Here is a 26,405-nt window from a genome sequence, read left to right on the forward strand (position 1 = left end):
TTGATGGGACTACTTTTACAGGGGGTCACCATGAATATAACGTCCTTTTTAATTTATTGTGTTGTAGCTACATTTACACCTGGGCCTGCTAATATTGTTATTCTATCTACAGTGCAACATTTTGGAGCTAAAAAGGCGATGGAGTATGTATGTGGAGCCACGATGGGTTTTGGACTGCTACTTGTTGTCTCTACCATGTTGAACCGTATTCTTGCTGATGTCTTCCCAAATATTCTGAGCATTATGCAGATCATAGGCAGTCTATATATGCTCTACCTTGCTTATCAAGTCTATAAGATGGGTGCAACGGAAGCCAAGGATATCCAGACTACAAGCTTTGTCTCAGGCTTACTCATGCAATTTGTAAATCCTAAAGTTGTCCTATTTACACTAACCGTTATTCCGACCTTTGTTATGCCTTACTATACGTCATCACTTGCATTGTTCTTGTTTGTTATCATCATAACCCTGATCGGATTTTTAGCATTTACGACATGGGTTGTTTTTGGAAGAATATTCAGAAGATTCTTGCACAATCATCAAAAAGTTCTCAATACCCTGATGGCACTTTTTTTAGTGTACTCTGCAATCATGGTATCAGGGATCCTATAGCGTGTTGGAGGTAAAGGCGTGGAGAAATTTAACTATAAAAGATCGGTAGATATCTTGGCGCTATCAGCAAGCATTACTGAGTTTACCTATAAAAAACATTGCCACGAGGAATACGCACTCGGTGTAACCCTACGTGGCATCCAGCAATATAACCTAGACGGCAGTTTGCAATCATCCCATAAGAATGGCGTCATGCTGTTTAATCCAGAGCAATCGCATGACGGCAGTTCTTATGATAAAGCAGGCATTGATTATGTCATGCTCTATATCAAGCCGTCTCTAATTTTAGAGATATTGGGAAAGAAAGAACTCCGCTTCACCGCTCCTGTCCTATACGACGATAAGTTGGCGCAATGCATATTAGCGCTTAGCCATGCTATCCAGAATGGTAAAGAAGAATCATTGTGCCATGAGTTGCTGTTAACACTCGTCGAGCTAGTCTCCAATACCCAAATAGATACAGTCGCCAGAATCAATAATGAACTTGTTAATAGAGCGAAGGAACGGATGTACTGCAGTATAGAGAATGTCCTTAAACTGGACGATCTTTCAGAAGAGTTTGAAATGTCAAAATATCAGTTTATCCGGGCGTTTAAGAAACATACAGGAATATCCCCCTATCAATTTTTTTTGAATTGCAAGGTAGAACATGCCAAACAATCGATAGAAAGAACCAAGGATGTATATTCGGCTGTAGCGGAATATGGATTCGCGGATCTGACTCATCTGAATAGGCACTTTAAAGGTGTGTTTGGAATAACCGCATATGAATATATGTCACAGCTCCATTGATCGGGTGTGCTATTTCTATCCAGCGATCTGTTTCGGCAGCGCGATCTTGAACACTTCATGCTCTCAGAGTAAGCAATGAATACGCCAATCCAACGTATGTAGCAAGGTTTAATAATTGCTGTTTATACCCGAGCCGTTGTTAAAGGAGAGGCGTGTTGGTACTTACACCAGACCAAAGGTGAAATTAAAAGTGGCTATGTTGGCTCTTCGCCATATTAGTGTTTGCGCAAACAGAATGATCGAGGCAGACATAGCGAAGGGGACGGAATTGTCTTGTAGAAGCGAAGCGTTCGCCTTTGTCTTCCAATTTCAACCGCTATAGGCGGTATATAATCAAGAAATTGGAGGACAACAGCGATCGAAAGACAATCCGTCACCTTAGCCGCTCACCCACACAGTCCTTTTTAAAACTTCTTCGCAGATAACTTTTAATTTTCACCTTACACCCTTCATATACCCCTGTATCCTCCCCGAAACCATAAACAGCACAACACTAAGCACGATAGCTACTCCCCCAATCACACCAAAGTAAAGCATCTCAGTTGCAGGACTATAGAATTTAACAATCTGTGCGTTAATTGCTTGGGCAGCTGCATTGGATAAGAACCATAGACTCATGGTTTGGGCTGAGAAGGCAGCAGGTGCTAACTTCGTAGTGACGGATAGGCCTACAGGTGACAAGCATAGTTCCCCAAGGACGATAATGAAATAACTAAGAACGAGCCATAGGGGGTTAACCAGTGAATGGCTACCTCCAAAGTAAGCAGGCAATAGAATGACAAGAAAAGATAAGCCTGCAAATAATAAGCCTAGCGAGAATTTCGTAGGGACTGAGGGCTGACGAACGCCGAGTTTTACCCAGATCCATGCGAATACTGGTGCCAAAATAATAATGAACAACGGATTTAACGATTGGAACCAAGCAGGGGAAAGTTCAATTCCTGCAAAATTTAACTGTGTGCGCTTGTCCGCATAATTAGCAAGGATCGTTGATCCCTGTTCTTGAATGGCCCAGAACATCACCGAAGAGATAAATAGCGGAATATACGCAAGGAGTCTGGAGCGTTCTACTGCTTTTGTCTTCGGACTACGGTACATGACAACGAAGTACAGGGTTGGAATAAGAATTCCTAATATCCCTACAAGAGCAATGAACGTATCAAATGTTAGATAACCTAATGGGATGGAGACAGCAATCAAGACAGCCAGAACAACTACGCCGAGCGTTATGTAGGTATAGACTTTTTTCTTTTCTGAAGAAGATAAGGGATTGGCTATAATCGTACCCGCAAGACCTAGATTGTTCTTCTTAGTTAATATAAAGACCAACAATCCGATAAACATACCGATAGCAGCAATGAGGAAGCCTAAGTGAAAATTATTTTGTTTCATACCTATAGTACCGACAATGAGCGGAGCAAGGAAACTTCCAAGATTAATTCCCATATAGAATATGCTAAACCCTGCATCTCGTCGAAGGTCGTCAGGACTGTAGATTTCACCCACGACACTTGAAACGTTAGGTTTCAATAATCCTGTACCCAAGACGATGAGAACCATAGATATATAGAACATCCCTATACTTCCAGGTATGGACAAGATAATATGCCCGAACATGATTAATACGCCACCGTAAAATATAGCCTTTGAAGTTCCGAATATTCTATCGGCTAGCCAGCCTCCAATAATGCCAGACATATATACAAGCGACCCGTAGATTGACATGATCGCAAGAGCTGTTGATTCATCGAGACCTAATCCACCCTCCGAAACCTTATAATACATATAGTAAACAAGGATAGCTCTCATGCCGTAATACGAGAAACGTTCCCAAAACTCCGTGAAGAACAAAGTGAACAATCCTTTGGGGTGTCCAAAAAAACCTTTCTGTGGAACACTCTCTACAATTTTCTGTCTGTTTCTGTCGAGCATAGGATTCCCTCCTTGTTGTATTACGTTCAGTACATATAACATTACTTTACGTCAAAAAAGGAAATCTTAAACACAACGTTACTTTGATGTACACGTTATTAAATAGTAAAGGACTGACGGTACATAGCCTTCAGTCGATAAATCGATAATTCATGACTCATAAATTGTTAGAAGACGTCATTCAGATCTTATACAGCATAATTCCTAGGGGTTTTATGATATATCTAAAATTTGATTACTTATTTTCAATTGGTTACTTTTTGTGATACTGTTGTAATAAACGGTTCAGTAATACTCTAACAACCTTAGGAAATACTATGACAGTTATAGTTCATTGCAGAATTGTCGATATTATTCATTAAATCTTAGGAGGGATAAACATGGGAGTATTAAACGGTAAAGTAGCAATTGTAACAGGTGCAGGTAGTGGTATGGGACGCGAAGAGGCAATTTTGCTTGCTAAAGAAGGCGCTATCGTTGTATTAACGGATATTAACGAAGCAGCTGTTCAAGCGGTTGCGGAAGAAATTGCATCTAATGGTGGAGAAGCAACGGCTTTTGCTCATAATGTCGCTTCAGAAGAGGAATGGATCAAGGTTGTAGACGGAACGATTCAAAAATATAGTAAAATCGACGTGTTGGTCAACAATGCAGGTATCTCCTTAGCAGTTAATATGCTTGATACGACTATGGATCAATGGAATCGTGTCATGAACATTAACGTTGCAAGTGTATTCCTAGGCATGAAACACGTTGTTCCACATATGAAGGACAATAATGGTGGATCTATCGTCAACATTTCCTCTATTGCTGGTCTAACAGGCGGTAGTGGTGCAGGTGCTTATACAGCTTCTAAAGGAGCAGTTCGTATGCTTTCTAAGGCAGCAGCAATTGATTATGGTAAATTTAATGTTCGCGTGAACTCCGTTCATCCAGGATTCATTGAGACTCCGATGTCTCAAGAAATGGTTGATAACGAGAAGATGCTAGCTTGGTTCCTATCCCAAACAGCACTTCCAAGAGTTGGACAAGCTTCTGAAGTAGCTCAAGCGGTATTATTCCTTGCTTCTAGTGCTTCTTCTTATATTACAGGTATTGAACTTCCTGTTGATGGCGGCGTTACAGCTAAATAATAATTTGATGATTATTAATCTGGACGTACAAATTTATTTGTACGCCCAGTTTTTAGTTTGTAAAGTTATGTAATGGAATTGTTAAAGAAGCTGTGGTGCATAATAGCATCAGCGTCAGTGAAGGTTAATAAATAATTTCAGTGAGAAATATAAGAATTAAGTGTAAGATGGTATGTAGACTTTCTTAAATTTTTAAAAAAGATGTTTGATAATATCAGAGGTTAGTCGTATTATTAATAGGGAATTTTAAATTCCCAAATTTATTATACACTCATGAATCATAGTTATAATATAAATTCAAAGCGAATGTTGCTTATCGTAAAGGAGAATTAGATATGTCAGAATCTATCACTCAGACAACGTCTGAACAAGCTTTGTCTACAAGCAAAGACAACAATGATCTATTGGATCAGTTATTAAAACCTGAGGTTCAAGAATCTCTAACTGCTTTAATTCAGCAATTACCGAAATTGAATGAAATCGTTAATGCAATGACGAAGACATATGATTTCGCTCATTCCGTAGCTACGGATGATGTTCTGAAAAGCGACACAGTTGGCGCAATAACAGAAATTGTTGGACCTGTAGTAGGTTCCGTGAAGAATGTTGCAGCAAATGTTATTGAAGCGAAAGATCGTGCTGAGAAAAGCCAAGAAGTAATCGGCCTATTTGGTTTGATGAAAATGCTTAAAGATCCACAAGCACAAAAGATGTTCCGTTTCGTTAATGCTTATCTTCAAGTTAGTGAAGAGCAAAATAAAAAGTAGTTCGTTTACAATAAATGAGTAAGAGCGGAGGATAATACACTTATGTCAAAACATATTGTTATATTAGGTGCAGGTTATGGTGGTCTTTTAACGGCTTTGAGTCTTCGTAAATTTTTGAGTAAGGCTGAAGCACAAGTGACAGTTATCAACCAGACTCCAACACACCAAATCATTACAGAATTGCACCGTCTTGCAGCTGGTAATATTGCTGAAGATGCAATTGCTATGCCACTAGCGAAACTTTTCAAAGGGAAAGACATTGATCTAATGATCAATAAGGTTGAATCTTTCTCCGTAGACAAAAAAGAAGTTAAACTTACAGATGGATCATCTTTAACTTATGATGCACTTGTTGTCGGTTTGGGAAGCCAAACGGCTTTTTTCGGTATTCCAGGGCTAGAGCAAAACAGCATGGTGTTAAAATCTGCTGCTGATGCAAACAACATTCATAAACAAATTGAAGATCGTATTCGTGAATTTGCGAGAACAAATAACCCAGCTGATGGCACGATTGTTATCGGTGGTGGCGGTCTTTCCGGCGTAGAATTAGTTGGCGAAATTGCTGATGGTATGCCTGCACTTGCTAAGAAATATGGTGTAGATCCTAAATCAGTGAAATTGTTACTAGTAGAAGCAGGTCCTAAGATCCTTCCAGTGTTGCCAGATCATTTGATTGAACGTGCAACGAAAAGTTTGGAAGCACGTGGCGTTCAGTTCTTAACAGGTCTAGCTGTAACGAATGTAGAAGGTAATACGATTGACCTTAAAGATGGTTCCAAGATTGTTACGAACACATTTGTATGGACTGGTGGCGTACAAGGAAGCCCGCTAGTTGGAGAATCAGGTCTTGAAGTGAACCGTGGACGTGCAAGCGTTAATGAACATCTTCAATCTATTTCTCACCCAGACGTATTTGTTGTAGGAGATAGTGCAGTATTCTTCGGTCCAGAAGGACGTCCTTATCCTCCAACAGCACAGATCGCTTGGCAGATGGGTGAACTTGTTGGGTACAACCTATTCGCTAAGTTGAATAATAAATCTATGGAAGCATTCTCTCCAATTGACTCTGGAACACTTGCAAGCTTGGGTCGTAAAGACGCAGTTGCAACGATCGGAGCTAACGGAACGCCTCTTAAAGGAATGCCTGCTTCTCTTATGAAAGAAGCAAGTAATATTCGTTACTTGTCTCATATTAAAGCATTGTTCACATTGGCATACTAATAGAATATTCCATTATGAGTTAAATAATTAACAGTAAGCCGAGGGTGATGAATTCATCACCTTTAGGTTTACTGTTTTTTTGTTTATGGTAAAATTTACAATAGTAGGAATGGGGGCTAAATAAATGGTGATTGGCAATTTCGTGAAATTGACGCTTGATGTAGTCAGAAATATTATATATTTAATTATTTCCTTATTCTTTCTTGGGATGATCGAGAAACCTATTTTCGGAAATGAAGGCATTCAGAGCTTACCTACTTTAGGGTTATTGCTTATTGCCAACTTGGCTTTGATCTATGTATTCCATCGTAACTTTTTATCTTCACATACCTTTTATAAACCGCACCAGAAACCTAAATTACCTCGTAATACAAGCATATTAATAGGCATTGCATCCGTTGCAGTTATCGTGAGTGTTCCGTTCTTATAATAAAAGGGGATCAATCAATATATTTGGATGGTCCCCTTTTTACAAATTAATTAACCTGAAAAGAAAACAGAATAGAACAAGGAGCAAGTGTAGAGAATAATGTTGTAGATCGCATGCCCGAAAACAAACATACATACATAGTTCAACAAATTTTTAATATGATTTAGTATAAAATAGCCTCTATTTTACCAATGAAGTCCTTTTAGATCCAACTTTTTCGTTGTAGTTAATAACAATTTAAGTGGATATAGGTTAGAATTGAATAAGAAAGTAAAATAGGAGTTGTAAACATGGCTAAAGAAGAAGTAATTGTAACGAAAGAAGGATTGACCAAGTTAGAGGATGAACTAAGAGATCTTAAGACAGTTAAGCGCAAAGAATTAGCAGAACGTCTTAAGTTAGCTATTAGTTACGGCGATTTGAAGGAAAATAGTGAATACCACTCTGCTAAGGACGACCAGTCCTTTATGGAGACAAGAATAAAGATATTGGAAAAGATGATCACGAAAGCAACGGTTATCGATACTGTGAGTTTAGATCTCTCCGTTGTTAGTGTGGGTTCTATTGTCATTCTGAATGATATTGAATTCTCAGAGCAAATCAATTATCAAATTGTTGGACCTGCTGAGGCAGATGTATTGGATAATAAGATATCGTATGAGAGTCCATTGGGTAAAGAACTTTTAGGCAAAAAAATAGGCAGTGTTATCAATGTAGCCGCACCTATGGGAATCATTAAATATGAGTTACTTGAAATTAAGTCATTATAATAATAGAGAAAATCCGTCACCTTGTAGTAGGGGACGGATTTTTTTGCGTTCACTCATTTAACCATTTAATAATTTCTCAAGCTTAGGGAATACACGAAGTGCATTACTATAGAATACTTGCTCCCAATAGGCTTCGGGAATTAAATTCTTTACGAAGCGGATGTAGGAATCCAAAGGGACAAGTGGCCAATCCGTTCCAAATACTAATCTATCGTATCGTTCAGCGAATACGATAGCACGACGGAAATGATCTGTATAGGTTTGCTCTTGCATCATACGTTCAACCTTAGCATCGTCACCTACAATCCAACCTGATAGATCAGCATACAGATTCGGATTTTTCTCTAATAAGGCTGCTGCATCCATAACCCAAGGATCGCCCAGATGGCACATCATGAAAGTAATGTCTCGATGTTTCAGGAATGTCTCCTCCATAGAGAGTGGGTGGGAGTATTTCAGTAAGCCGCTGTCGGAGTATGTCAATCCTCCATGAATGACGATAGGTAAGTTATAAGTGGATGCTAGTTCATAGATCGGGTCATAAATCGGATCACCCACATAGTAGTGATAATAACCAGCATACAATTTGATACCCACTACATGATCCTGCTGAAGTGTATGTTCTAGCTCCTCTAGTTGATTGCCATCTCTCAGCGTTAACGGATTAATGCCGACACAAGTATATAGATTGGGTGGTAACTTCTCGCTCAGATCAAGCATCATAGGATTAGCTGCTGCATAATCAGGAAAAGCACCGGGTATCGTCTCAGTTACGCCCATGCCTACGCCTGCGATAACACCTGCCCGCTTAAATTCTTCTTGTAAGCCTGCTGCTGAATAATCGATATGTGCCAAAGTGCGGGCGGTATCATGAAAGGATTCTATGTTGGAATAATGGATATGTGCATCGATAATTTTCATGGGTTAACCCCTCTCATGATTGCGTTGTGAAACGGATATCGAACAAATCACTGTAAACATGATCAGGGACAATCTGATCTCCAATGGTATAGAACTGTGGTTTGGCAAATTGAGATTCGCCGACCTTAACAAGTAGTTCTTCAATAACGGTAGAAGACATCGCATGTGTATTCACAAATGCATAACATACCTCTAAATCTGGATGAGTGACAAGTGTCAGTCGCTCTGCATGTTCCGAAGATCCATATTGCACGATACCTGAGGTCTCGATATCATATTGGATTCGGCCAGCCTTATAGACCAGAGGATCACCTTGCATACCGTTCAGGTGAACTCGGCTATTCTTCAGATCCTCACTAGCTTTGAAGAAGCTAGAAGTAATCATTCGAATAGGCGGTAGATGAGCACCAGTGAGTTGTTCTATCATGATAACATGACATACGACGGGCGCTCCAGGCAATAGCATATAATGGTGATGGAGAATGAGTCCCCTATACTTCTCATTATTAGTAATCGTTACACTCATACGAATACCAGACCATTCATTTCCTTTATTATCTGTAAGTTGCGTAAAGGAAGTTGTTCGTGATTCTTCCATCAGACTTAGGAGAGAGCTCCAACGGAAGCTAGTAGCGATGCCCCCTAACCATGGATTCCACCAAGATTTCGGTCCAACCTGTGGGAAGGAAGAATCTAACCATTCTCGTCCTTGATGTGTGATCGAGAAAAGGGAAGGTGCAAATGCTGGACTAGCCTGAATCCGTAGCGTACCATTGTCTGCTGTGAATACCTCTAAGCCTTGTTCGATGGAAGTCTCACATTGAACCTCTGCATGTGATATAGGGAATATAATCTTTCTTCTCTTTGTCTCAAAGGGTTCGAAATTCAATTGTATGTCGACGACATCAACCTTATGATCACCGTTAACATGAAGTGGAAGAGTGACTTGGGATAGTTGCTGTTCACTTGCTACAGTGAGACTATCTGAAACAAAGCTATTCAAGTCTGATGAAACGGTTACTTGCCCATCCAGATAAATCGTTGTTCTCTCCTTCAGAGTGACTTGAAATGAGTCTTTTACAAAAGGATTTCCATCGTTAAGCGAACAAGTAAGATGCTCCGAAGTTCGTAGTTGCTTCGAATTCTGTTCCTGCATAGCGAAGGCACGGAGATCCCGCCAATCTGCGAACGTTCCCACCATAATACAAACGGGTTCCGTCTCTATGACTTGCCCTGCATGAAGCTTGCCAAGTGGATGTTCGATGGCGAAGACCCAACCGTCTTTCATCAATTGTTGGCTTGCAGGCCAACTGATGCCATGATTTGATAATCCACGATAAGCGAAGAACCAATTCTCCATAATCAATTTGAAATCCCAGTAATCCTTACTGGAAGCATCCACACCTTGCCGTAGATCGAGGTAATCTCCATCATAGGGAATCACATTGTTCATGATATCGTGCATTATTCCTTCACGGAGTATCAAATCGCAAGCCATCGATACGTCTGATGTGTTCTGTACGCGATAATGATGTTTGACGATGCCGTTACCATGAAGTTTCGTAATAGCCACCAGGAGAATGGCCTCATAAGCTGGCATAGTATAGTGTGCTTCCATAACCATAAGTTGCTGTTCTGTATATTGGGTTACATGGATGGGGCGATTCTTTACGAACTCATTCGAAAAAGGCAGACCCAATTTAGGAAAGGTCAGTTCAGTATCGTGAATCTCTTTGCCATCCTGAGCAACAGTAGTATTATTGTTCAATTTATTCAAATGGACGGAATAGCCACCATTACAAATGATCCACTCGGTTTCCGTCTCCCCTCCGAACATGGCAGTATGCCCTTGGAAGAGCGCATTTAGCTCTCTATGGACGACGATTTGTTCGTTACCTATAACTGCTAATAGCTCAATAGATTGTTTCAAAACGCCATACTCATTTAGAGTAGCAGTGATTGGAACGGTTCTACGACCTTTAGCAGGAATAGTGGTCTCGATATGACGTTGTTCGAAGGAAATCATAGATGTTGTAGGCATATCGAACGAAAAGACAGTCTCCTCATTAAATCCGTTCTCGATCGTTAAGAATAGCTCCATTTCTTGCCCAACATAAAATGCATGATTAGCAGATTCAAGTGTGAGAGTAGCGGGATATGTAGGGACAATACCGACTTTAAATACGGTCTTAAGACCGTTAATGCTTAGCTCAGCCTCCACAACGGGATGATTCTGCCAAGGGTTCTGCTCTTCTTCAATCGGGTGGACTCTAAATTGTCCTTTAATGACATCGGTTCCAGTAACTACGCGAGATTCGCTTAAATCGAACTCGATCTGCTTATTGCTTACACCATGCACTTCAACGGTTAAAGGAACGTTGTTCTTGCTAATAAGTTCGTAGACAATCTCGTAGTTTTTGCCGAAAGGAAGACTGTGATTTACTACGGTTGCGGAAATAAGATAATCATCGGTCTCAATGAGTCGAAGCCCACGGCCTGTACGTTCATACTCCATTTTCAAATATCGTCCATCTTTATTCCATTCATATGTGAAGTAGTCAAAGCCATTTTCTTTGCGACCATCTGGCTCAACAAGAAGAACACGAGTGCTAGCTGTATACCAGTCAATATCGTTGAAATAGGCTCGGACGGGCTCCGTTTGAAGAACGGATGGAATGAAATTCATGAGATGCGTCATGTCGTCACGCTTTTCCCAGAAGAATCCGGATTTCTTATAGGTAGGAACGGCTTTCGTATTTCCCGGCCACGTATGAAGATCGAGTCTCGACCAACCGAGATTTATCGTCTCCTGCAATGCACGAAGCACAAGTGTCTTACCTACTTTACGACCATGGAAATCAGGACGTACGTTTAATAACGGAATATACAGAGCACCTTCATCATCTTTATAGTGAGAGAAACTGCAATAACCAACAACCTCATCATTTACTACGGCAAGAAACACTTTAATATGGGTACTGTTGTTATGCTCAGAGAGGATGGTTTCTTCTGTTCTGACAGCATTATCTCCACCCCAGCTATCTCTGCTTCGGTTCCACATATCAGCCAGTGATGCAGCATACTTTGGTTCATATTCTACAATGGTCACTTGATCCATATTCGTATGTGTCATTTGGAACCTCCTAATATATTCTAATGAGATTATTCTAACTGAATAGTAAGTCAAAAGGGAAGCGCGTCGATGACGTTAATCATATGAATGATGTTTTATTATCCCATTTAAGTATAAAATAGCATTAATCATTCTTAAGACTATTTGGAGGTTATCATGTCATTCAAGCTCATTGTATTTCAAGGACCGAGTGCCTCGGGGAAAAGCACACTTCAAGCACTACTGGATATCCCTAAGGTCGTTACATGGACTTCTCGCGCATCTAGGGAAGGAGAGGTGAATGGGGTAGATTATCATTTTGTGACAAAGGAAATCATGTGCAAGATGTTTGAAGAAGGTAATATGCTAGAAATGACGGAGTACCAAGGTAATTATTATGGGACGTCGATGTTATCCATTAACCAAATCATGAACGGACAGCAATTGAATTCAGTGGTTATGGATGCCAAGGGAGTAAAGATACTCAAGGAGAGATTCCACGATAGAATTCTAGTGATAGGTGTTACGGCTGATAAAGAGCAATGTAGATTACGATTGTTATCGAGAAATACGGATGACAAGGACGTAACGCGTCGTCTTGCAAGTTATGAGGAAGAAGTGAGTACCCTCTCTCAATGTGATCTCGTGATATACAATACGGAGGAGAACAGGGAAAAGGCGAAACGAATGATAAGTTATATTAAGCGAGGGTTGGTGGAGAACAGTGAGCTTTTATAATCAGGAGACAATGGATTACGTTCAAGAGAGCATTCCTAAGTTGGACAAGTTGAATTTCCGCTTGCACGATATGGGAGATGACGAGCGAGGAAGAGAGGACTATTCACGCGATTATGCACGTGTGTTATATTCAGCATCCTTTCGAAGATTACAAGGGAAGATGCAACTTCTCGGCATAGATAACAATCACTTTTTTCGTAATCGATTAACACACAGTATGGAAGTTGCACAAATTGCAAGAGGACTAGCTATGGATCTTAAGCTTGATACGTTTGTTGTTGAAGCTTGTTCCCTTGCGCATGATTTAGGGAATCCACCGATCGGTCATTATGGAGAAAGAGTATTGGGAGAACTTGTCCAAGATATTGGGAGCTTTGAGGGCAATGCTCAGACCCTTAGGATACTCATGAAATTAGAGAAGAAGCATTATAGCTATCAGGGCCTAAATCTCACATTCAGGTCTCTGCTAGGGGTTGTGAAATATTTCAACCAATATAATAGTGGTGAGAATAAGAAGTTTATATATGACGATAATTATCTAGCTATACAAGAAGTTTTAGATAGGCTTAAATTAACGGCTACAGATGCATGTACTATTGATATGCAAATTATGGACTTAGCGGATGAGATTGCGTATGCTGCCCATGATTTAGAAGATTGCCTGAGTCAGAATTTATTTTCAATTGATGAACTCCTGTATGAATTTAAAGTACATGAAGCTTATCGTAGTGTTTCTAGTGTGCTAGAAGGTATTATTCAGCATTGTACAACATTTGCATCACAAGGCACTCGACTGAAATCTTCCGAGGAATATTCATTTCTGTTTAGAAAAGAATTGACCTCCAAAATCGTAAATACATTAATCAGAGACATTACATATAACGAAACGTTAGGGAGATTAAGCTTTAATCAGTATGGGGCTCTGTCTTCGGGACTAAAAAAAATGGTCTTTCATATGATATTGCGCAAACCTTCTGTCCAAATGTATGAGAAAAAAGGCGAGAAGGTATTGAGAGGTCTTTACACCGTATATAACGATGAGAGCTTTAATAAAGATCTACAACTGCTTCCTCCAGAGTACAGAGTGATTGACGAGAATACGGATAAAAGACGGAACATTATAGATTTTATATCGGGTATGATGGATAGCTTTGCCGTTCAAGAATATTCGAAATATTATGGAGAAAATGTTAGCTTGTACACGATAAAGCATGAATAGAGAAGATAGAGGGACAAAGAAATGCCCCGTCTATTTATAAAGAATGCTCAGTGGTCGATCGTTGGTGGGAACCATATATGCCTTAGATCAACCCACCCTTGACTGTTAAAGGTCACACCACGAACAGAGGGCAGATAGGCGGTCTGAACCGGCCTCTCATATAGAATATGTAGTTGATGTTCCTGAATCAGACGGTCTTCAATCTGAGCGAACCTCTGCGTTCTTACATGGGAGTCAGTCTCACGCATCACGTTGTGAAGGAGCGTATCAATATCCACTCGTGTGTGGGGTTCAACGTGTTCAGACATCGTCAAATAAAGATCTAATAGGCGAAGTTGCTCATCTTGATCGCGGAATAGGGAGAAGACAATAAGGTCAGATTCTAATCGGATGGACCCTTTGAACTCTTCAAGTGATGTGGATACGACATGGCATACATAACCGAACCTAGCCAAACGCTCAGCTATGAAATCCGCATCCAGTCTATATTGTGGGATCGTCGCTATCTGAAGCGTAAGCTTGTTCTCACTTGCGTCAACAGATTCGTGTGAATCCTCATGATTTAGAAAGTCTCCGTCCCCACGCAAACAGGATAGAACATGCGCTCGAACAACTGGATCATTTAATGGTCCGGTTTTTTTGGTGTTACAGGTTACGAATTTCCGGACAGATGCTTCGGAATGGATCTGGCTCCATGATGTTCCTTCTGCCAAGGACGGATTATGGATAATGTGAAAGGGTGATAATGGATCTGACGAGTGCTCCGCATCAGTTTTATTTGAAGGGATATCCCAAGGAACAGAAACAATTTCCACACGGTCCAAGTGTGCTCTTCCTTGAAAATAATGAGTGAATACCTCTAACACGCAAATGCTGTCATTCATCTCGGTTACCTTGAACGGTCCAGTCCCTATGGGTTTCGTACCGAAGCTAGCCTCTCCCACTTGGTCTAATTCTCTGGGGACAATAGCAGCACGACTTGTCGATAAGAAGGACAGGAACAACTCATTGGGTTCTTTCAGTTGAATGATGACCGTCGTTGGATTAAGGGCTCGGACAGATTTAATTTGTTTGAAAATAAAGCTGTATAACGTTTTCTGAGAAGTCTCGATTAATCGTTCAAACGTATATACAACATCTTGGGCCGTCATGAGTGTCCCGTTATGGAATAACACTTCCTTGCGTAGGTAGAATGTCCACTTTGTGCGATTCGAGTCGACATCCCAAGCGTGAGCTATGTTTGGAAGAATCTCATCCGTATTATTCGCTCTTCGAGTGAGGCCATCAAATACATGACTAGAAACAAATGATTCCGCTAAAAGATTCATATAAAGGGGGTCTAAGGTGTGAAGTCTTTGGCGAATAGGCAATCGAAGCGTGTCTATTTGTTTATTACTTTTAATCTCAGAATGATGTCCGAAATACGTAAGGAGCCATTCTTGCAGTCGATCCTGCATCGTAGACGATCTGGCATGGACTCGGATCTGATCAATCGCATGTTTGAGGTCTTGTCGACTGATCGCCTTCATCATGGATTGAGCGGCGATCTCTTCAGGCTGGATCAGGAATCGTAGTGTAGAACGTTTTCCACGTCCACGCTTGGGTTCCCAGTGTATCCATTCGTGTTCCACCATGTTACCTATGATGATAGAGGCATTGCGATGCGTGCAATTTAGCGTCATGGCTAACTCATCTAGTGTGATCTGAACATCTTCCGTGGTTCCATAATGTGAATAAAGACGCAGGAATTGGTTGTGTAGCTTCATATCCTTGATCCACCTCTAAAATAGGAAATTTTAAATTATTTCTTTCTATTTATCTTCTTATTTTATCATCTAGAATTAGGTTTAGAAAGTAAGAAGTGGAGGGATTACCTGTAGTGAATAATATGAAATCGAGAATAGACCGACCTCTTGTTGCTCTAATTGGTGCGTTCTTCTTAGCGATTGTTCACCAGTATTTGTTTTACGGGAACTTGTTTGGTGTTTCATATCCTATCTTTATCGGCCTGCTGTATTGGTATATGCTCTACAATGCTAAGGATCAAATTGTACAATCATCATGGTTAGGGTGGGTGCTATTTGGGTCCATCCTATTACTCTCATTAACATATGCGTTATTTCAGAACCCCTTTTTCTATGTGCTCAACTTTGTGGTGATTCCTTCACTATTCTTTGTGCATATGGCATATGTCCTCAGTGAAAAGAGACCTGTCTGGTATAAACCTCAGGTGATAGGGGTCGCATTAGAACATCTTATCATCCAAAGTTTACGACATGTTCCAACAGCGTTTCGAATCGTGAAGCCAAAAAGTTCGAGTACTGTGGGAGAACGCCATAAGACGGTGATTGGTAAAGTACTGATTGGGCTTGCGATTGCCATGCCATTATTAATGGTTGTTATCTCCTTGTTATCTTCCGCAGATGGGGTATTCGACCAATTTATTTCAAGAATCCCTAATGTGATGAGCAATTTCTCCGTGGACAAGGGAATCTTCCGTTTTGTGTGGGTATGTATTGTTTGTGTATTATTGTTCGGATATTTATGGGGATTCATTGATTCCAAGAAGTACGAGTGGGGGCATGGGAAAGAGCCGGATCGTGTAGATAAGGATGCAGCAGTGGACTCATTTAAGATCGTCCTAGACCCGATTATCACGGCTACGGTATTAATAGCTATAAATATCGTGTATGTCTTGTTTGTTATATTGCAGTTCTCCTATTTGTTTGGCGCATGGGAAGGGACTTTACCACAAGGTGCATCTTATGCGGAGTATGCAAGAAGCGGGTTCTTCGAACTTATGGTTGTAACGGCTATTAACTTTGTCCTGTTAATGGGCACGCTTGTATTTAATGCGAAAGAACAAGGGCTATTGCAACGAATCAATAATGTGATGTTGTACATATTGGTTGTATGCTCTTGTGTAATGTTGTATTCGGCCTATACGAGACTAGTATTGTACGAGGAGGCTTACGGCTATACGTATATTCGATTCCTTGTTCATGCGTTTATGATCTTTCTAGGGATACTGTTGATTGTTGCAGGACTAAGAATACATTTCGCAAGCCTACCCCTAGCTAAATTCTACATTGTTCTGGGACTGTTGTCTTATGTGATCATGAACTATACCAGTATGGATACCATCATCGCAGAGAAGAACATGGAACGTTACAAACAAAGTGGTAGCATAGATGAGTCCTATTTGAATAGTTTGTCTACGGATGCCACGCAGTCACTTATCCGCTATAGCCTTGAGGAACATGGGATCATGGATGAGTATTTGAGAGAACAATGGCAGAACTTATCCATGAGGGATCGTGATTGGCCATCATTTAATCTATCGGAATATCGAGCGGAGAGGGCGCTGGAGAAGTATTTCTTGGGAGAGAATTAATACTGGATTGAGTAGAAATGATTCGGAAGATTTAATTATGATAAAGAAGACTACCACAAGTTACGTATGCGTAGTCTTCTGAGATACCATCAAGATGAATTAGTTACCTTTGTCCATCTTTTTCGTAATAACATCCAGTTGGTCTTCGATATGACGAAGTCTAGCTTCAGAAGCCATTTGGCTTCTTTTTGTTTGGGCAGAATTTGTTAGTAATTTTCTAATAAAACGATACAATGAAACAAAGAATAAAATAATCAATCCTACAACCACGACTAATAAAAACAATCCAGGAAGCCCTACGCCGTTAAACATCATTTCATTCCCTTCAGTTCAGCTCCTCACATCATACCATTATTACCCATTAATCTAAAACAGTTCAATTATGGTTATACCCACAATATAATTCAATGGAGGTCATAGAATAGACAAGCGCCCTGTAAAATAGACCTTGTTAACGTCAAATGTTCTTGACTATCCATATGAACTCCTTCCGGGTATTATTAAATCGAAAGTGAGATGACATGATGAACATAGAACTGCATGACCAGTTCGGCAATATCGATATTTACTTATTTGATCAGTTATTGAAAGGGAATATAACCAAAGATATGAGGATATTGGATGCCGGTTGTGGATCAGGCAGAAATCTCAGATATTTATTGCAGAGTGGCTATAATGTATATGCGTTAGATCGCTCGGAGGAAGCTATACAACAAGTTCAAAGGCTGGGAGAGAAGCTTACGCTTGAATGGTCAACCGAGCATGCACGTGTAGAGTCATTGGAGTACATGAGCTTTGCTGATGCTAGCTTTGACTTTGTTATAAGTAGCGCAGTTCTACATTTTGCTGAAGATGAGAGACATTTTGACCAGATGGTTCAGGAGCTATGGCGTGTGCTGAAACCGGGAGGGAGGCTCTTTGTTCGATTGGCATCTTCCATTGGAATAGAAAACCTCGTGAAGCCATTAGGCAATCAGCGTTATATCTTACCCGACGGGAGTACGCGATTTCTTGTGGATGAAGAGCAATTAAGGGGAGTCACAACCGCATTGCAGGGGGAGCTATTTGAGCCGATCAAGACGACGATTGTAGCAGGTCAGCGCTGTATGACGACTTGGTGTGTAAGAAAACGTACATAGTGGCATATGGTATTCTGGATTTTCGTATTGTAATCCTCAGCAAATATGGTAAGTGGATGATGTGTGGTAATGGCGGTATATGGGTGCAGGGAGGATCATGCTGCGCCACTGCCATAGAAGATCGCTGATGTAGCCGAAGTTAGCTCTTATAAGCTACCTTCGGCTATTTACCATTGAATAACTAAAGTATTTTGTCGATTTCGAGTATAATAGAGAGTATGTGATAGATGATTCGTGGAAACATATGTCCATAGGTACAATAATTTTAGAATAGATGAGGTTACTTACATGAGCGATCAAAGTTTTAAGGACTATACATTAAGTGAAGAAATCGTACGAGCACTGGATAGCTTAGGCTATACCACACCAACTGAAGTGCAACGTGAAGTTATCCCGATGGCGCTAGACAGACAGGATCTTGTCGTGAAATCCCAGACGGGGAGCGGGAAGACGGCATCCTTTGGTATTCCGATTTGTGACCTAATTGATTGGAACGAGAACAAGCCACAGGCATTAGTCTTAACGCCTACACGTGAGCTTGCTGCGCAAGTGACAGAGGATATTATGAACATCGGGCGCTTTAAACGTATTAAAGCAACAGCTCTATATGGCAAGACTCCGTATGCGAAGCAAACGGCTGAGTTGAAGCAAAAGAGCCACGTGGTTGTTGGGACACCCGGACGTGTCTTAGACCACATTGAACGTGGAACATTTGCGCTAGAGCGCTTAGAGTATCTTATCATTGACGAAGCTGATGAAATGTTGAACATGGGATTCATTCAACAAGTGGCATCGATTATTGAGAAACTTCCTAAAGAACGTGTAACGATGGTATTCTCAGCAACGTTACCTCAAGATGTGGAGAAACTTTGCTACAAATATATGAGCAATCCTATGATGATTGAGATTAAAGCTAGCGGACTCACTACAGAGACAATTGAGCATTCTTTGTATGAAGTGAGAGAATCGGAGAAATTCGGCTTGCTTAAAGATATTACAGTGGTTGAGAATCCAGATAGTTGCATTATTTTCTGTCGGACGCAGGAACATGTGAATCAGGTGACTGAGCAATTAACCAATGCCAACTATACATGCTCCAAAATCCACGGGGGTATGCTCCAAGAGGATCGATTCGAAGTGATGAATGACTTCAAACGAGGTCAATTCCGTTATTTAGTTGCTACAGATGTAGCGGCAAGAGGGATTGATATTGATAACATCACACATGTCATTAACTATGATCTTCCGATGGAGAAGGAAAGTTATGTTCACCGTACAGGAAGAACGGGGCGCGCGGGTAAAACTGGGAAAGCAATCACCTTCGTAACACCTTATGAAGATAAGTTCCTAAATGAAATTGAAAGTTATATTGGGTTTGCTATCCCTAGGAAAAATGTTCCTTCTAAAGAACAAGTTGAAAGTAATCGTGATGCTTTCCAAGGGAAAATCGGGATTGAGCCGATACTTAAACAAGATAAGAACGAACAATTAAATAAAGAGATCACGAAGCTGTATTTCAACGGTGGGAAGAAGAAGAAAATTAGAGCTGTTGATTTCGTGGGTACGATTGCGAAGATTGAAGGCGTATCAGCTGATGATATTGGTATTATTACGATTCAAGATAACGTATCTTACGTCGAAATATTGAATGGTAAAGGTCAGCATGTCATTCAAGTGATGAAGACGACTACCGTTAAGGGTAAATTGTTGAAAGTGCATGTCGCGAATAAAAGATAGATACAACTAAAGAGTGTTATTGCTGGAATAAGTGAGGAATTACGATGAAAATCTATCTGTATATCGTCTTACTGGTCTCCCTCTTTATTTCAGGATGTTCTGATCCTGGGAGTCCAGTGGAACAGGATAAGGATGCATTTGTTACCCAATTGGTCAAAGACTATCCTGAGTTAAAAGATAAAGCGTATGAGATCACAACCGTAAAGCGCATCGTTGATGGGGATACGTTCGTGACGGTTTCCGATCAGAAGGTGCGATTGGTCGGAGTAAATACGCCTGAGGTGTATGGTGAAGTGCAATATTATGGTCAGGAAGCTAGTAATTTCAGCAAGGAGCGACTCAAGGGACAGACGGTTTATCTATTTAAAGATGTGAGCGAAACAGATAAGTATGATCGACTGTTACGTTTGGTCTTTATTAAGGATGATCCGATCATGTTTAACGAAATGTTGATTGCTAAGGGTTATGCAAATACGATGTCGCTTCCTCCTGACGTATTATTCACAAAGAAATTTTCACTGCTCAAGCGTGAAGCGCAGTCCAAACAAGTAGGATTATGGGCCAAAGATACGAATAAGGCTACGGCGATTCAATCTTGTAGCAATCCCAAGATCAAAGGTAATATTAATTCTCGGAACGAGATGATGTTCTGTAGCGATCAGGAAGCCGTTGCTTCCGGATTTAGAAAAGCAGCGCGTTAAGTCTAGTTATAATTTCAAGAAGGTGCCATTTCCGTGCAGCGTTTTGCAGAGGAGACGGCACCTTCTTTTATATACTTAGCTACTTACTAAATAATTAATATTTGTCGATAATATATAGTAAAATGTAAAGATTACCAGTAATACGCATTGGAGGGTACAAATGAAGGAGTTCAAGGATCGCTTATTTCACATTCAAAATAGCCAGAACCAATTGTCTAAAGAAGTTCAGACCTTAATTCATGAATATGAGTCATACGATGTCATCCATGAGAATGAGAAGCTTCAGGAGCAACATAAAGAGCAGAAGATTCGTTTAACAACGTTACAGAAGAAAGTATCACTTCTAGAAGAAGAGAACATGAAGTTACGGACTTCATTAACAGAGCAGATTATGAACGAGAAATTGAATATTATCAACGTATCACGAGAGAAATTAAATACATACTTTGCAAGTCATAGAGAAGGACAGACGAATCGACTGAGGGCTTTCGAGCTTCAGACCAAGACAGCGGTTCACCGTCTCTTCGAACGGTCATCCAACCATTTGAAAGAAGAGAAGGAGGAGATGACACTTAAGCTTGCAGAAATCTCTGATGAGTTAAATCAGAAGATCATGCTTCATCGTGATCGACTATTAGAAGATGATAGGAGACTTCATCAACAAGTAACGAGTGGGTTAGACCAATTCGCTACGGAAGAAATAACGGAAGAAGTTATGCAGAAGAGAATCAAGCAGAATCAATTTGAAATGAAAATCGGCTTGAATTGGTTGAATAAGGTTGCGATGTTGCTCATTATTTTAGCCGTAGGTGTTAGCTTTAAGTATATGTATACGGGTTGGTTCAACGGATATATGAAAGGGAGTGCCTTTTTCCTGCTAGGCATAATAATGCTTGTAGGTGGAGAATGGTTGTTTCGTAAGCAAAAGCAGACTTTTGCCTTAGGGTTATTAGGTGGCGGTATTTCGATATTGTATGGTTCGATCTTTTACAGTTATTTTTTACTCGGCATTATAGATATTTATGTGGGTTTAACCTTATCTGTTCTAGTGTCATTAACGGCAGTGCTGTTATCGCTAAGGTACCATTCGCGGAGTATCATTTCACTGGGCCTTGTAGGAGGATATCTTCCACTATTCTCATATATGGGTGCTTTTGGACTGGAAGGGAATGCGGTATATGTGGCAATGGGTTATTTGTTCCTACTGAACGCATCAATTCTACTTGTCTCATTTCAGAAGCGGTGGGTCATTGTAAATTACATCAGCTTCTTATTTAATGTGCCGTCTATGCTAGCTTTAGTGTCGTTATCTGGTAGTGATTCTATCAGTATGGTGTATGTAGGAATTACTTTTATGTTATACCTTGGCATGACGTTGGGCTATCCATTTAAGTATAAGTCTAAGTTATCATGGTGGGATTTCACGTTGCTCGCTTTGAATACGTTCACTAGCTGTGTAACGCTGTATGTCTTGTTTGATCTATCACAATTGGAGGAGTACCAAGGACTGTTGGCATTGGTGTTCTGTCTTGTGTATATTGGCCTGGGCAGATTCCTTGAGAAGTTCATGCGTCAAGAGAGGCAGACAACGCTGTTATTCTATGCCACTTCGCTTACGTTTGCGATACTGATGATTCCATTCCAATTTGGTGCAGCGTGGGTATCGATTGGATGGCTTGCCGAAGGGGTCCTCTTAACGATCTATGGAAGTCTCAATCGGTTTAAGTCGTTAGAGAAAGCGGGTTGGGGCATTCTAGCGTTGTGTTTAGGGGCATTTCTATGGGGAGATCTATTAACTAATGTACTTCTCTTTGGATATGACAATCCATACTATACTTTAAAATATAGCTTTGTCACTGTAGGCATGTTACTGGTGACATTGTATTATGCGGTTCAGCAACAGAAGCGGGTAACAGAACTATTTAGTCGCCCTTATGAAGCTCAATTGGTTACGGTATTTAAATACGCTTCGCTACTGAATGTGTGGTTTTATTTCATGTACGAGTTGGGAGAGGTCTATAGCAGATGGGTGCCAAGTGACTTTAGCCATTTCGATTTTTACAATTCTCTGCTTATGGCTAGTATAACTATTGCGCTAGCTTACGGGCTTTCCAAAGTTAAGGTGTTATATGATCGCGTGGTGAAGTACTACGGTATGTTCCTATATGGAGTCGGGTATCTTTTATGTATCATAGTTACATTAACCGCTCCAGCGCTACAGTCCGATTATACGTACAATACAGCAACTGAATATATTGCATTAGGAATACTAGTTGGATTCAATGTATTGGTATTCTTCAGTATTCGTGAAGTGTTGATTGCAGTTATACGCCAGCAGTATAAGAGTATCGAGATATATCCGGTAGCCTTAGGAGTATATTTACTTGGAATACTAACTTCTTTCCTAGTTGTTCAATTCCAACTGGAAGAGATAGGTCTGATCTTCAGTCTGTTGTATTTACTATTGGCTATCGTGTATATCGCGTTTGGATTCCGATATCGGTACGTGTACATTAGACGTTTCGGATTAGGTCTAACGCTTGCTGCCACGGGGAAATTAATATTGTATGATCTAAGTTTATTGTCAACAGGAAGTACAATTATTGCTTACTTCACTTTCGGAATTGTATTACTTGGCATTTCCTATGGTTATCAGAAAGTATCCAGCAGATTGGGGGAGACCCATGCGAACGAGGAAGTCGAAGCAGATTCGAAGGGCTAGCATGATGCTTGCGGTAATGCTGTTGGTATGTGCATTTGTAGGCAGGGACGTCATTGTCGCAGTAGAGAAAGAGCAGGCGCCAGAATGGCGGTTCTCGAAGGGGATTGATTTGCAAGGTAGCGGTCCCTATCATGCCTTGTTCCTAGATGAAGATGTGTATGCGGGGGCGGACGAAGACTTACGTGACCTGCGGATTGTGAATCAGAAAGGTCAGTATGTTCCTTACTACATCGACAGTGGTTACGGAAAGGCAAAGGAACAGGCGAAGACGTATTCCTCTTCATTGGTTCGTACAGCTTTGAAAGATGGTAATACGATATTGGATTATAAGGTTACTCCTGTGGAGGACAATGTGGATATTCAAGGGAACCTGCTATCTATTGGGCTACCAGAAGAGGCATTTCTGAAGCATATTAAGGTGTATGGGAGTTACGACGGCAATCAATGGGAATTCATCGATCAGAGTGATTTGTACCGAACAGATCAGTTGGTGAAGGATCGTATTGACCTTGGTTCAGCGTACAAATATGAATATTACCGCTTGAGTGTTCTCAACAATGTAGAGAAACTAGCATTTCCAAGCTTACAATTGATTCATAATACGCAGCAGCTACAGTGGTTAGACTACAAGAAGATTGGGAAGCCATCCTTTGAAGTGAAGCAAGAAGATGGGATTACTCGAATTATTGTAAATAATGAGAATCGACTTCAAATTACCGAATTGCAGCTATTTACGGAGAGAAATAATTATACAAGATCGTATAGGTTATATGATGATCAGGGAGTAAGTATCGATACCGTAGGTGAACAAGATATATACCAAATGGACTTCAAAGATGTACAGATTATGAATCGTACGATCACAGCGGTGAACCCGATCAGAAGTCCATTTATCACCATAGAGATAAATAATCGTGATGATCTACCGTTAGACATTGCGGGATTTGGCATAGGATATATCGTGGATAAGCTAGTATTCGAAGATAAGGGAGAGGGACCGTACAAGTTACTTTATGGTAACTCCGCGGCTACCAAGCCCCAATATGATATTGTAAACTTCAAGAGTCATATTGAACAAGAGGATGTTGCGCTTGGAAAGCTAAGTATACAAGTAAAGTCCCCCGTTGCTTCACCTACAAAAGAAGACTCTGTATGGTGGTTACAACAAAAGATATGGTTTAACGGGATCATTATTCTCGTATCGATCCTTTTGATCGGTCTGCTAGTAAAGAAGATGAAACCGAAGTCATAAATCTGGGAATCCACATGTACATTCAAGAAGTTGACCTTTATATGAGGTCAGCTTCTTTTTGTGGTTCATTCTAAACAACTGACCGGTAAGGACCCAAGGGTCTTCCACGACCCATTTGTACTACTTTGTGGGTTAATTTGGAGGTGATATATTCAATTTAGAATAAAATAAAACATTATTGTAAAAAATAATGAAATATTTCGCGTATACGTATAGCTCCATTTTTTAGTATAATACGTGGATTCACCTAGCATTAGGCTTAGGCTACAGACATCATGGGGAGGACATCATGGACAATTTTAATAAACACCAAGAAATTCAATCTTCGGGTAAGGGCGAGAGGTTCTCTTCCTCGGGATTTATATTTGCGGCGATCGGAAGTGCTGTGGGGCTAGGAAACATGTGGAAGTTCCCGTACATAACAGGACAATATGGAGGAGCGGCATTCTTTCTATTATTCGTTGCGTGTTTAGTGATTGTAGGTTTGCCTGTACTGCTAGCAGAACTTGCTATTGGTCGAGGCGGACGAGGAAGTGCATCTTCTTCCTTCGTTAAACTAAGCGGAAAGAAAGTTTGGGGCAGATTGGGTATGGTTTCGGTCATCGCTCCGTTTGTTATCCTGTCGTTTTACGCGATTGTTGCTGGATGGACGCTTCATTATGCGTTGCAAGCGTTTAGTGGCAAGCTCGTGCCAAATACAGATTTCACGCTCATGTACGATGGATTTATGGCTAGTTATACGCCAATACTTTGGCAGGTTGTCGTGTTAGTGCTTATAGGCGCAATCGTGGTAAAGGGGATTTCTGGCGGGATAGAGAAGTTCAATAAGATTCTTATTCCAGGGATGTTTCTACTCCTCGTCGTATTGATGATTCGAGCATTGACGTTACCAGGTTCAGGGGCGGGAGTATCATTCTTTCTAAACCCTGATTTCTCGAAGCTAACACCAGAGTCGACACTTGTAGCATTAGGTCATGCATTCTTTTCTCTATCCCTTGGTATGGGGACGATGATTACATATGGTTCTTATGTTGAGAAACGACAGTCACTCGGAACGGCAACACTGGCGATTGGAACAGGAGACCTTCTCTACGCACTTATCGCAGGATTGATTATTTTCCCGACTACCTTTTCCTTTGGAATCAATCCTGGACAAGGTCCTGGACTCGTATTTATCGCATTACCTGCGGCATTCTCGGCGATGCCTTTCGGTTCTTTCTTTGGAGGCTTGTTCTTCATCTTACTAGCAATAGCAGCGTTAACTTCAGCCGTATCGTTGTTAGAGGTACCTGTAAAATACACTATGGAACGCTTTGGTTGGAGTAGAACTCGGTCTGTGTGGATTATTATTATCGGGTGTTTCATAGTAGGGGTACCTGCTTCCATGTCATTAGGCGTGTCACCGGGATTAACATTAGGTGGGATGGCATTCTTCGATTGGATAGACTTTGTAGCTTCTAATGTATTGTTACCACTAGGGGGACTTATTGTAACGATATTTGCAGGATACTTCTATAAAGGTGTTGCAGATGAAGCAGGTCTGACGGCTGTGTGGTTCCGTGTATGGTTGTTCTTGCTGCGATTTGTAGCGCCGATCCTTGTCGTGTTCGTATTCTTACATTCGTCAGGGATAATTAAATTCTAAAGCTGTATCTACTTATGGTAGTCACCCCTAATTCCTTTGTTAAGGAATTAGGGGTTTTTGTTATTGAGGTTAAACGACACGTATTGTTCTCGGAATATAGGCGTATCACATGAAAAAAAAGAGGAAGGGTGGTGTAGGGTAGCGAAGTGTATATATATAATGTCGAAT

The 26,405-nt window shown here is 40.7% G+C and carries 21 protein-coding genes; 16 read left to right on the forward strand and 5 right to left on the reverse strand.

Features of this window, described 5'->3' with window-relative positions; translation table 11 throughout:
• Positions 1-30: 30 nt before the first annotated feature.
• Together BW961_RS17115 and BW961_RS17120 are read left to right on the forward strand one after the other, a co-directional pair.
• Positions 31-612, forward strand: a complete 582-nt coding sequence (locus tag BW961_RS17115) for a LysE family translocator (RefSeq protein ID WP_068588628.1) — start codon at positions 31-33, stop codon at positions 610-612.
• Between the two features lie 18 nt (positions 613-630).
• The gene (locus BW961_RS17120; protein ID WP_068588625.1) at positions 631-1,404 is read left to right on the forward strand and encodes an AraC family transcriptional regulator; all 774 of its coding nucleotides are present in this window, start codon (positions 631-633) and stop codon (positions 1,402-1,404) included.
• Positions 1,405-1,839: 435 nt separating this feature from the next.
• Here the strand turns inward: BW961_RS17120 and BW961_RS17125 are convergent, their stop codons facing one another.
• Positions 1,840-3,336, reverse strand: coding sequence for a peptide MFS transporter (locus tag BW961_RS17125; RefSeq protein WP_068588623.1), 1,497 nt, complete (start codon positions 3,334-3,336; stop codon positions 1,840-1,842).
• Positions 3,337-3,716: 380 nt separating this feature from the next.
• Here BW961_RS17125 and BW961_RS17130 point away from each other — a divergent pair, with 380 nt between their 5' ends.
• The 5 genes from BW961_RS17130 to greA all read left to right on the forward strand — a co-directional run bounded on the left by BW961_RS17130 (position 3,717) and on the right by greA (position 7,657).
• Entirely contained in the window at positions 3,717-4,469 is a 753-nt protein-coding gene (locus tag BW961_RS17130; RefSeq protein ID WP_068588619.1) for an SDR family NAD(P)-dependent oxidoreductase, read from the forward strand.
• Positions 4,470-4,804: 335 nt separating this feature from the next.
• On the forward strand, positions 4,805-5,236 hold the full coding sequence (locus BW961_RS17135; protein WP_068588615.1) for a helical membrane plugin domain-containing protein: 432 nt from the start codon (positions 4,805-4,807) through the stop codon (positions 5,234-5,236).
• Positions 5,237-5,278: 42 nt separating this feature from the next.
• Positions 5,279-6,457: an NAD(P)/FAD-dependent oxidoreductase gene (locus BW961_RS17140; RefSeq protein WP_068588612.1), complete on the forward strand. Its 1,179-nt coding sequence runs from the start codon at positions 5,279-5,281 to the stop codon at positions 6,455-6,457.
• A 124-nt stretch (positions 6,458-6,581) separates the two neighbouring features.
• Complete coding sequence (locus BW961_RS17145; RefSeq protein WP_068588610.1) at positions 6,582-6,887, forward strand: hypothetical protein; 306 nt, start codon at positions 6,582-6,584, stop codon at positions 6,885-6,887.
• Between the two features lie 290 nt (positions 6,888-7,177).
• Positions 7,178-7,657, forward strand: a complete 480-nt coding sequence (greA, locus tag BW961_RS17150) for a transcription elongation factor GreA (protein WP_068588607.1) — start codon at positions 7,178-7,180, stop codon at positions 7,655-7,657.
• 57 nt (positions 7,658-7,714) lie between these two features.
• On the opposite strand, the gene BW961_RS17155 is transcribed toward greA, so the two are convergent.
• Both BW961_RS17155 and BW961_RS17160 read right to left on the reverse strand, forming a co-directional pair.
• Entirely contained in the window at positions 7,715-8,578 is an 864-nt protein-coding gene (locus tag BW961_RS17155; RefSeq protein WP_068588604.1) for an amidohydrolase family protein, read from the reverse strand.
• Positions 8,579-8,591: 13 nt separating this feature from the next.
• Complete coding sequence (locus BW961_RS17160; protein WP_082867585.1) at positions 8,592-11,711, reverse strand: GNAT family N-acetyltransferase; 3,120 nt, start codon at positions 11,709-11,711, stop codon at positions 8,592-8,594.
• A gap of 156 nt (positions 11,712-11,867) precedes the next feature.
• Between BW961_RS17160 and BW961_RS17165 the strand changes: the two genes are divergently transcribed.
• Entirely contained in the window at positions 11,868-12,428 is a 561-nt protein-coding gene (locus BW961_RS17165; protein ID WP_068588601.1) for a guanylate kinase, read from the forward strand.
• Positions 12,415-13,647, forward strand: coding sequence for a deoxyguanosinetriphosphate triphosphohydrolase family protein (locus tag BW961_RS17170; RefSeq protein WP_211269776.1), 1,233 nt, complete (start codon positions 12,415-12,417; stop codon positions 13,645-13,647). The genes BW961_RS17165 and BW961_RS17170 overlap by 14 nt, the downstream gene beginning before the upstream one ends.
• A gap of 47 nt (positions 13,648-13,694) precedes the next feature.
• On the opposite strand, the gene BW961_RS17175 is transcribed toward BW961_RS17170, so the two are convergent.
• Complete coding sequence (locus BW961_RS17175) at positions 13,695-15,413, reverse strand: ABC transporter substrate-binding protein (RefSeq protein ID WP_068588598.1); 1,719 nt, start codon at positions 15,411-15,413, stop codon at positions 13,695-13,697.
• A 122-nt stretch (positions 15,414-15,535) separates the two neighbouring features.
• Here BW961_RS17175 and BW961_RS17180 point away from each other — a divergent pair, with 122 nt between their 5' ends.
• The gene (locus BW961_RS17180; protein ID WP_068589035.1) at positions 15,536-17,041 is read left to right on the forward strand and encodes a DUF4153 domain-containing protein; all 1,506 of its coding nucleotides are present in this window, start codon (positions 15,536-15,538) and stop codon (positions 17,039-17,041) included.
• Positions 17,042-17,140: 99 nt separating this feature from the next.
• Here BW961_RS17180 and BW961_RS17185 read toward each other — a convergent pair whose 3' ends face one another.
• Positions 17,141-17,356, reverse strand: a complete 216-nt coding sequence (locus BW961_RS17185) for a DUF4083 family protein (RefSeq protein WP_068588595.1) — start codon at positions 17,354-17,356, stop codon at positions 17,141-17,143.
• A 206-nt stretch (positions 17,357-17,562) separates the two neighbouring features.
• On the opposite strand from BW961_RS17185, the gene BW961_RS17190 reads away from it, so the two are divergent.
• From BW961_RS17190 to BW961_RS17215, 6 genes are all read left to right on the forward strand, one after another.
• Positions 17,563-18,180 carry a class I SAM-dependent methyltransferase gene (locus BW961_RS17190; protein ID WP_211269775.1) on the forward strand — a complete coding sequence of 206 codons (618 nt, stop codon included), beginning with the start codon at positions 17,563-17,565 and terminating at the stop codon, positions 18,178-18,180.
• A gap of 288 nt (positions 18,181-18,468) precedes the next feature.
• Positions 18,469-19,917, forward strand: a complete 1,449-nt coding sequence (locus tag BW961_RS17195; RefSeq protein ID WP_068588592.1) for a DEAD/DEAH box helicase — start codon at positions 18,469-18,471, stop codon at positions 19,915-19,917.
• Between the two features lie 44 nt (positions 19,918-19,961).
• On the forward strand, positions 19,962-20,618 hold the full coding sequence (locus BW961_RS17200) for a thermonuclease family protein (RefSeq protein ID WP_068588583.1): 657 nt from the start codon (positions 19,962-19,964) through the stop codon (positions 20,616-20,618).
• Positions 20,619-20,778: 160 nt separating this feature from the next.
• Entirely contained in the window at positions 20,779-23,340 is a 2,562-nt protein-coding gene (locus BW961_RS17205; RefSeq protein ID WP_068588579.1) for a DUF2339 domain-containing protein, read from the forward strand.
• Positions 23,303-24,592: a DUF3999 family protein gene (locus tag BW961_RS17210; protein ID WP_169810327.1), complete on the forward strand. Its 1,290-nt coding sequence runs from the start codon at positions 23,303-23,305 to the stop codon at positions 24,590-24,592. The genes BW961_RS17205 and BW961_RS17210 overlap by 38 nt, the downstream gene beginning before the upstream one ends.
• Before the next feature lie 289 nt (positions 24,593-24,881).
• Positions 24,882-26,237: a sodium-dependent transporter gene (locus BW961_RS17215; RefSeq protein ID WP_068588573.1), complete on the forward strand. Its 1,356-nt coding sequence runs from the start codon at positions 24,882-24,884 to the stop codon at positions 26,235-26,237.
• Positions 26,238-26,405: the final 168 nt, after the last annotated feature.

This window comes from Paenibacillus macquariensis, assembly GCF_900156375.1.
In the GTDB taxonomy this organism is placed as follows: domain Bacteria; phylum Bacillota; class Bacilli; order Paenibacillales; family Paenibacillaceae; genus Paenibacillus_AQ; species Paenibacillus_AQ macquariensis.

Bases quoted from the DNA above. Each gene is read 5' to 3' on its own strand.
- BW961_RS17115 (WP_068588628.1), top strand. From the start codon at position 31: ATGAATATAACGTCCTTTTTAATTTATTGTGTTGTAGCTACATTTACA.
- BW961_RS17125 (WP_068588623.1), bottom strand. From the start codon at position 3,336: ATGCTCGACAGAAACAGACAGAAAATTGTAGAGAGTGTTCCACAGAAA.
- BW961_RS17130 (WP_068588619.1), top strand. From the start codon at position 3,717: ATGGGAGTATTAAACGGTAAAGTAGCAATTGTAACAGGTGCAGGTAGT.
- BW961_RS17135 (WP_068588615.1), top strand. From the start codon at position 4,805: ATGTCAGAATCTATCACTCAGACAACGTCTGAACAAGCTTTGTCTACA.
- BW961_RS17140 (WP_068588612.1), top strand. From the start codon at position 5,279: ATGTCAAAACATATTGTTATATTAGGTGCAGGTTATGGTGGTCTTTTA.
- BW961_RS17145 (WP_068588610.1), top strand. From the start codon at position 6,582: ATGGTGATTGGCAATTTCGTGAAATTGACGCTTGATGTAGTCAGAAAT.
- greA (WP_068588607.1), top strand. From the start codon at position 7,178: ATGGCTAAAGAAGAAGTAATTGTAACGAAAGAAGGATTGACCAAGTTA.
- BW961_RS17155 (WP_068588604.1), bottom strand. From the start codon at position 8,578: ATGAAAATTATCGATGCACATATCCATTATTCCAACATAGAATCCTTT.
- BW961_RS17160 (WP_082867585.1), bottom strand. From the start codon at position 11,711: ATGACACATACGAATATGGATCAAGTGACCATTGTAGAATATGAACCA.
- BW961_RS17165 (WP_068588601.1), top strand. From the start codon at position 11,868: ATGTCATTCAAGCTCATTGTATTTCAAGGACCGAGTGCCTCGGGGAAA.
- BW961_RS17175 (WP_068588598.1), bottom strand. From the start codon at position 15,413: ATGAAGCTACACAACCAATTCCTGCGTCTTTATTCACATTATGGAACC.
- BW961_RS17180 (WP_068589035.1), top strand. From the start codon at position 15,536: ATGAAATCGAGAATAGACCGACCTCTTGTTGCTCTAATTGGTGCGTTC.
- BW961_RS17185 (WP_068588595.1), bottom strand. From the start codon at position 17,356: ATGATGTTTAACGGCGTAGGGCTTCCTGGATTGTTTTTATTAGTCGTG.
- BW961_RS17190 (WP_211269775.1), top strand. From the start codon at position 17,563: ATGATGAACATAGAACTGCATGACCAGTTCGGCAATATCGATATTTAC.
- BW961_RS17195 (WP_068588592.1), top strand. From the start codon at position 18,469: ATGAGCGATCAAAGTTTTAAGGACTATACATTAAGTGAAGAAATCGTA.
- BW961_RS17200 (WP_068588583.1), top strand. From the start codon at position 19,962: ATGAAAATCTATCTGTATATCGTCTTACTGGTCTCCCTCTTTATTTCA.
- BW961_RS17205 (WP_068588579.1), top strand. From the start codon at position 20,779: ATGAAGGAGTTCAAGGATCGCTTATTTCACATTCAAAATAGCCAGAAC.
- BW961_RS17210 (WP_169810327.1), top strand. From the start codon at position 23,303: ATGCGAACGAGGAAGTCGAAGCAGATTCGAAGGGCTAGCATGATGCTT.
- BW961_RS17215 (WP_068588573.1), top strand. From the start codon at position 24,882: ATGGACAATTTTAATAAACACCAAGAAATTCAATCTTCGGGTAAGGGC.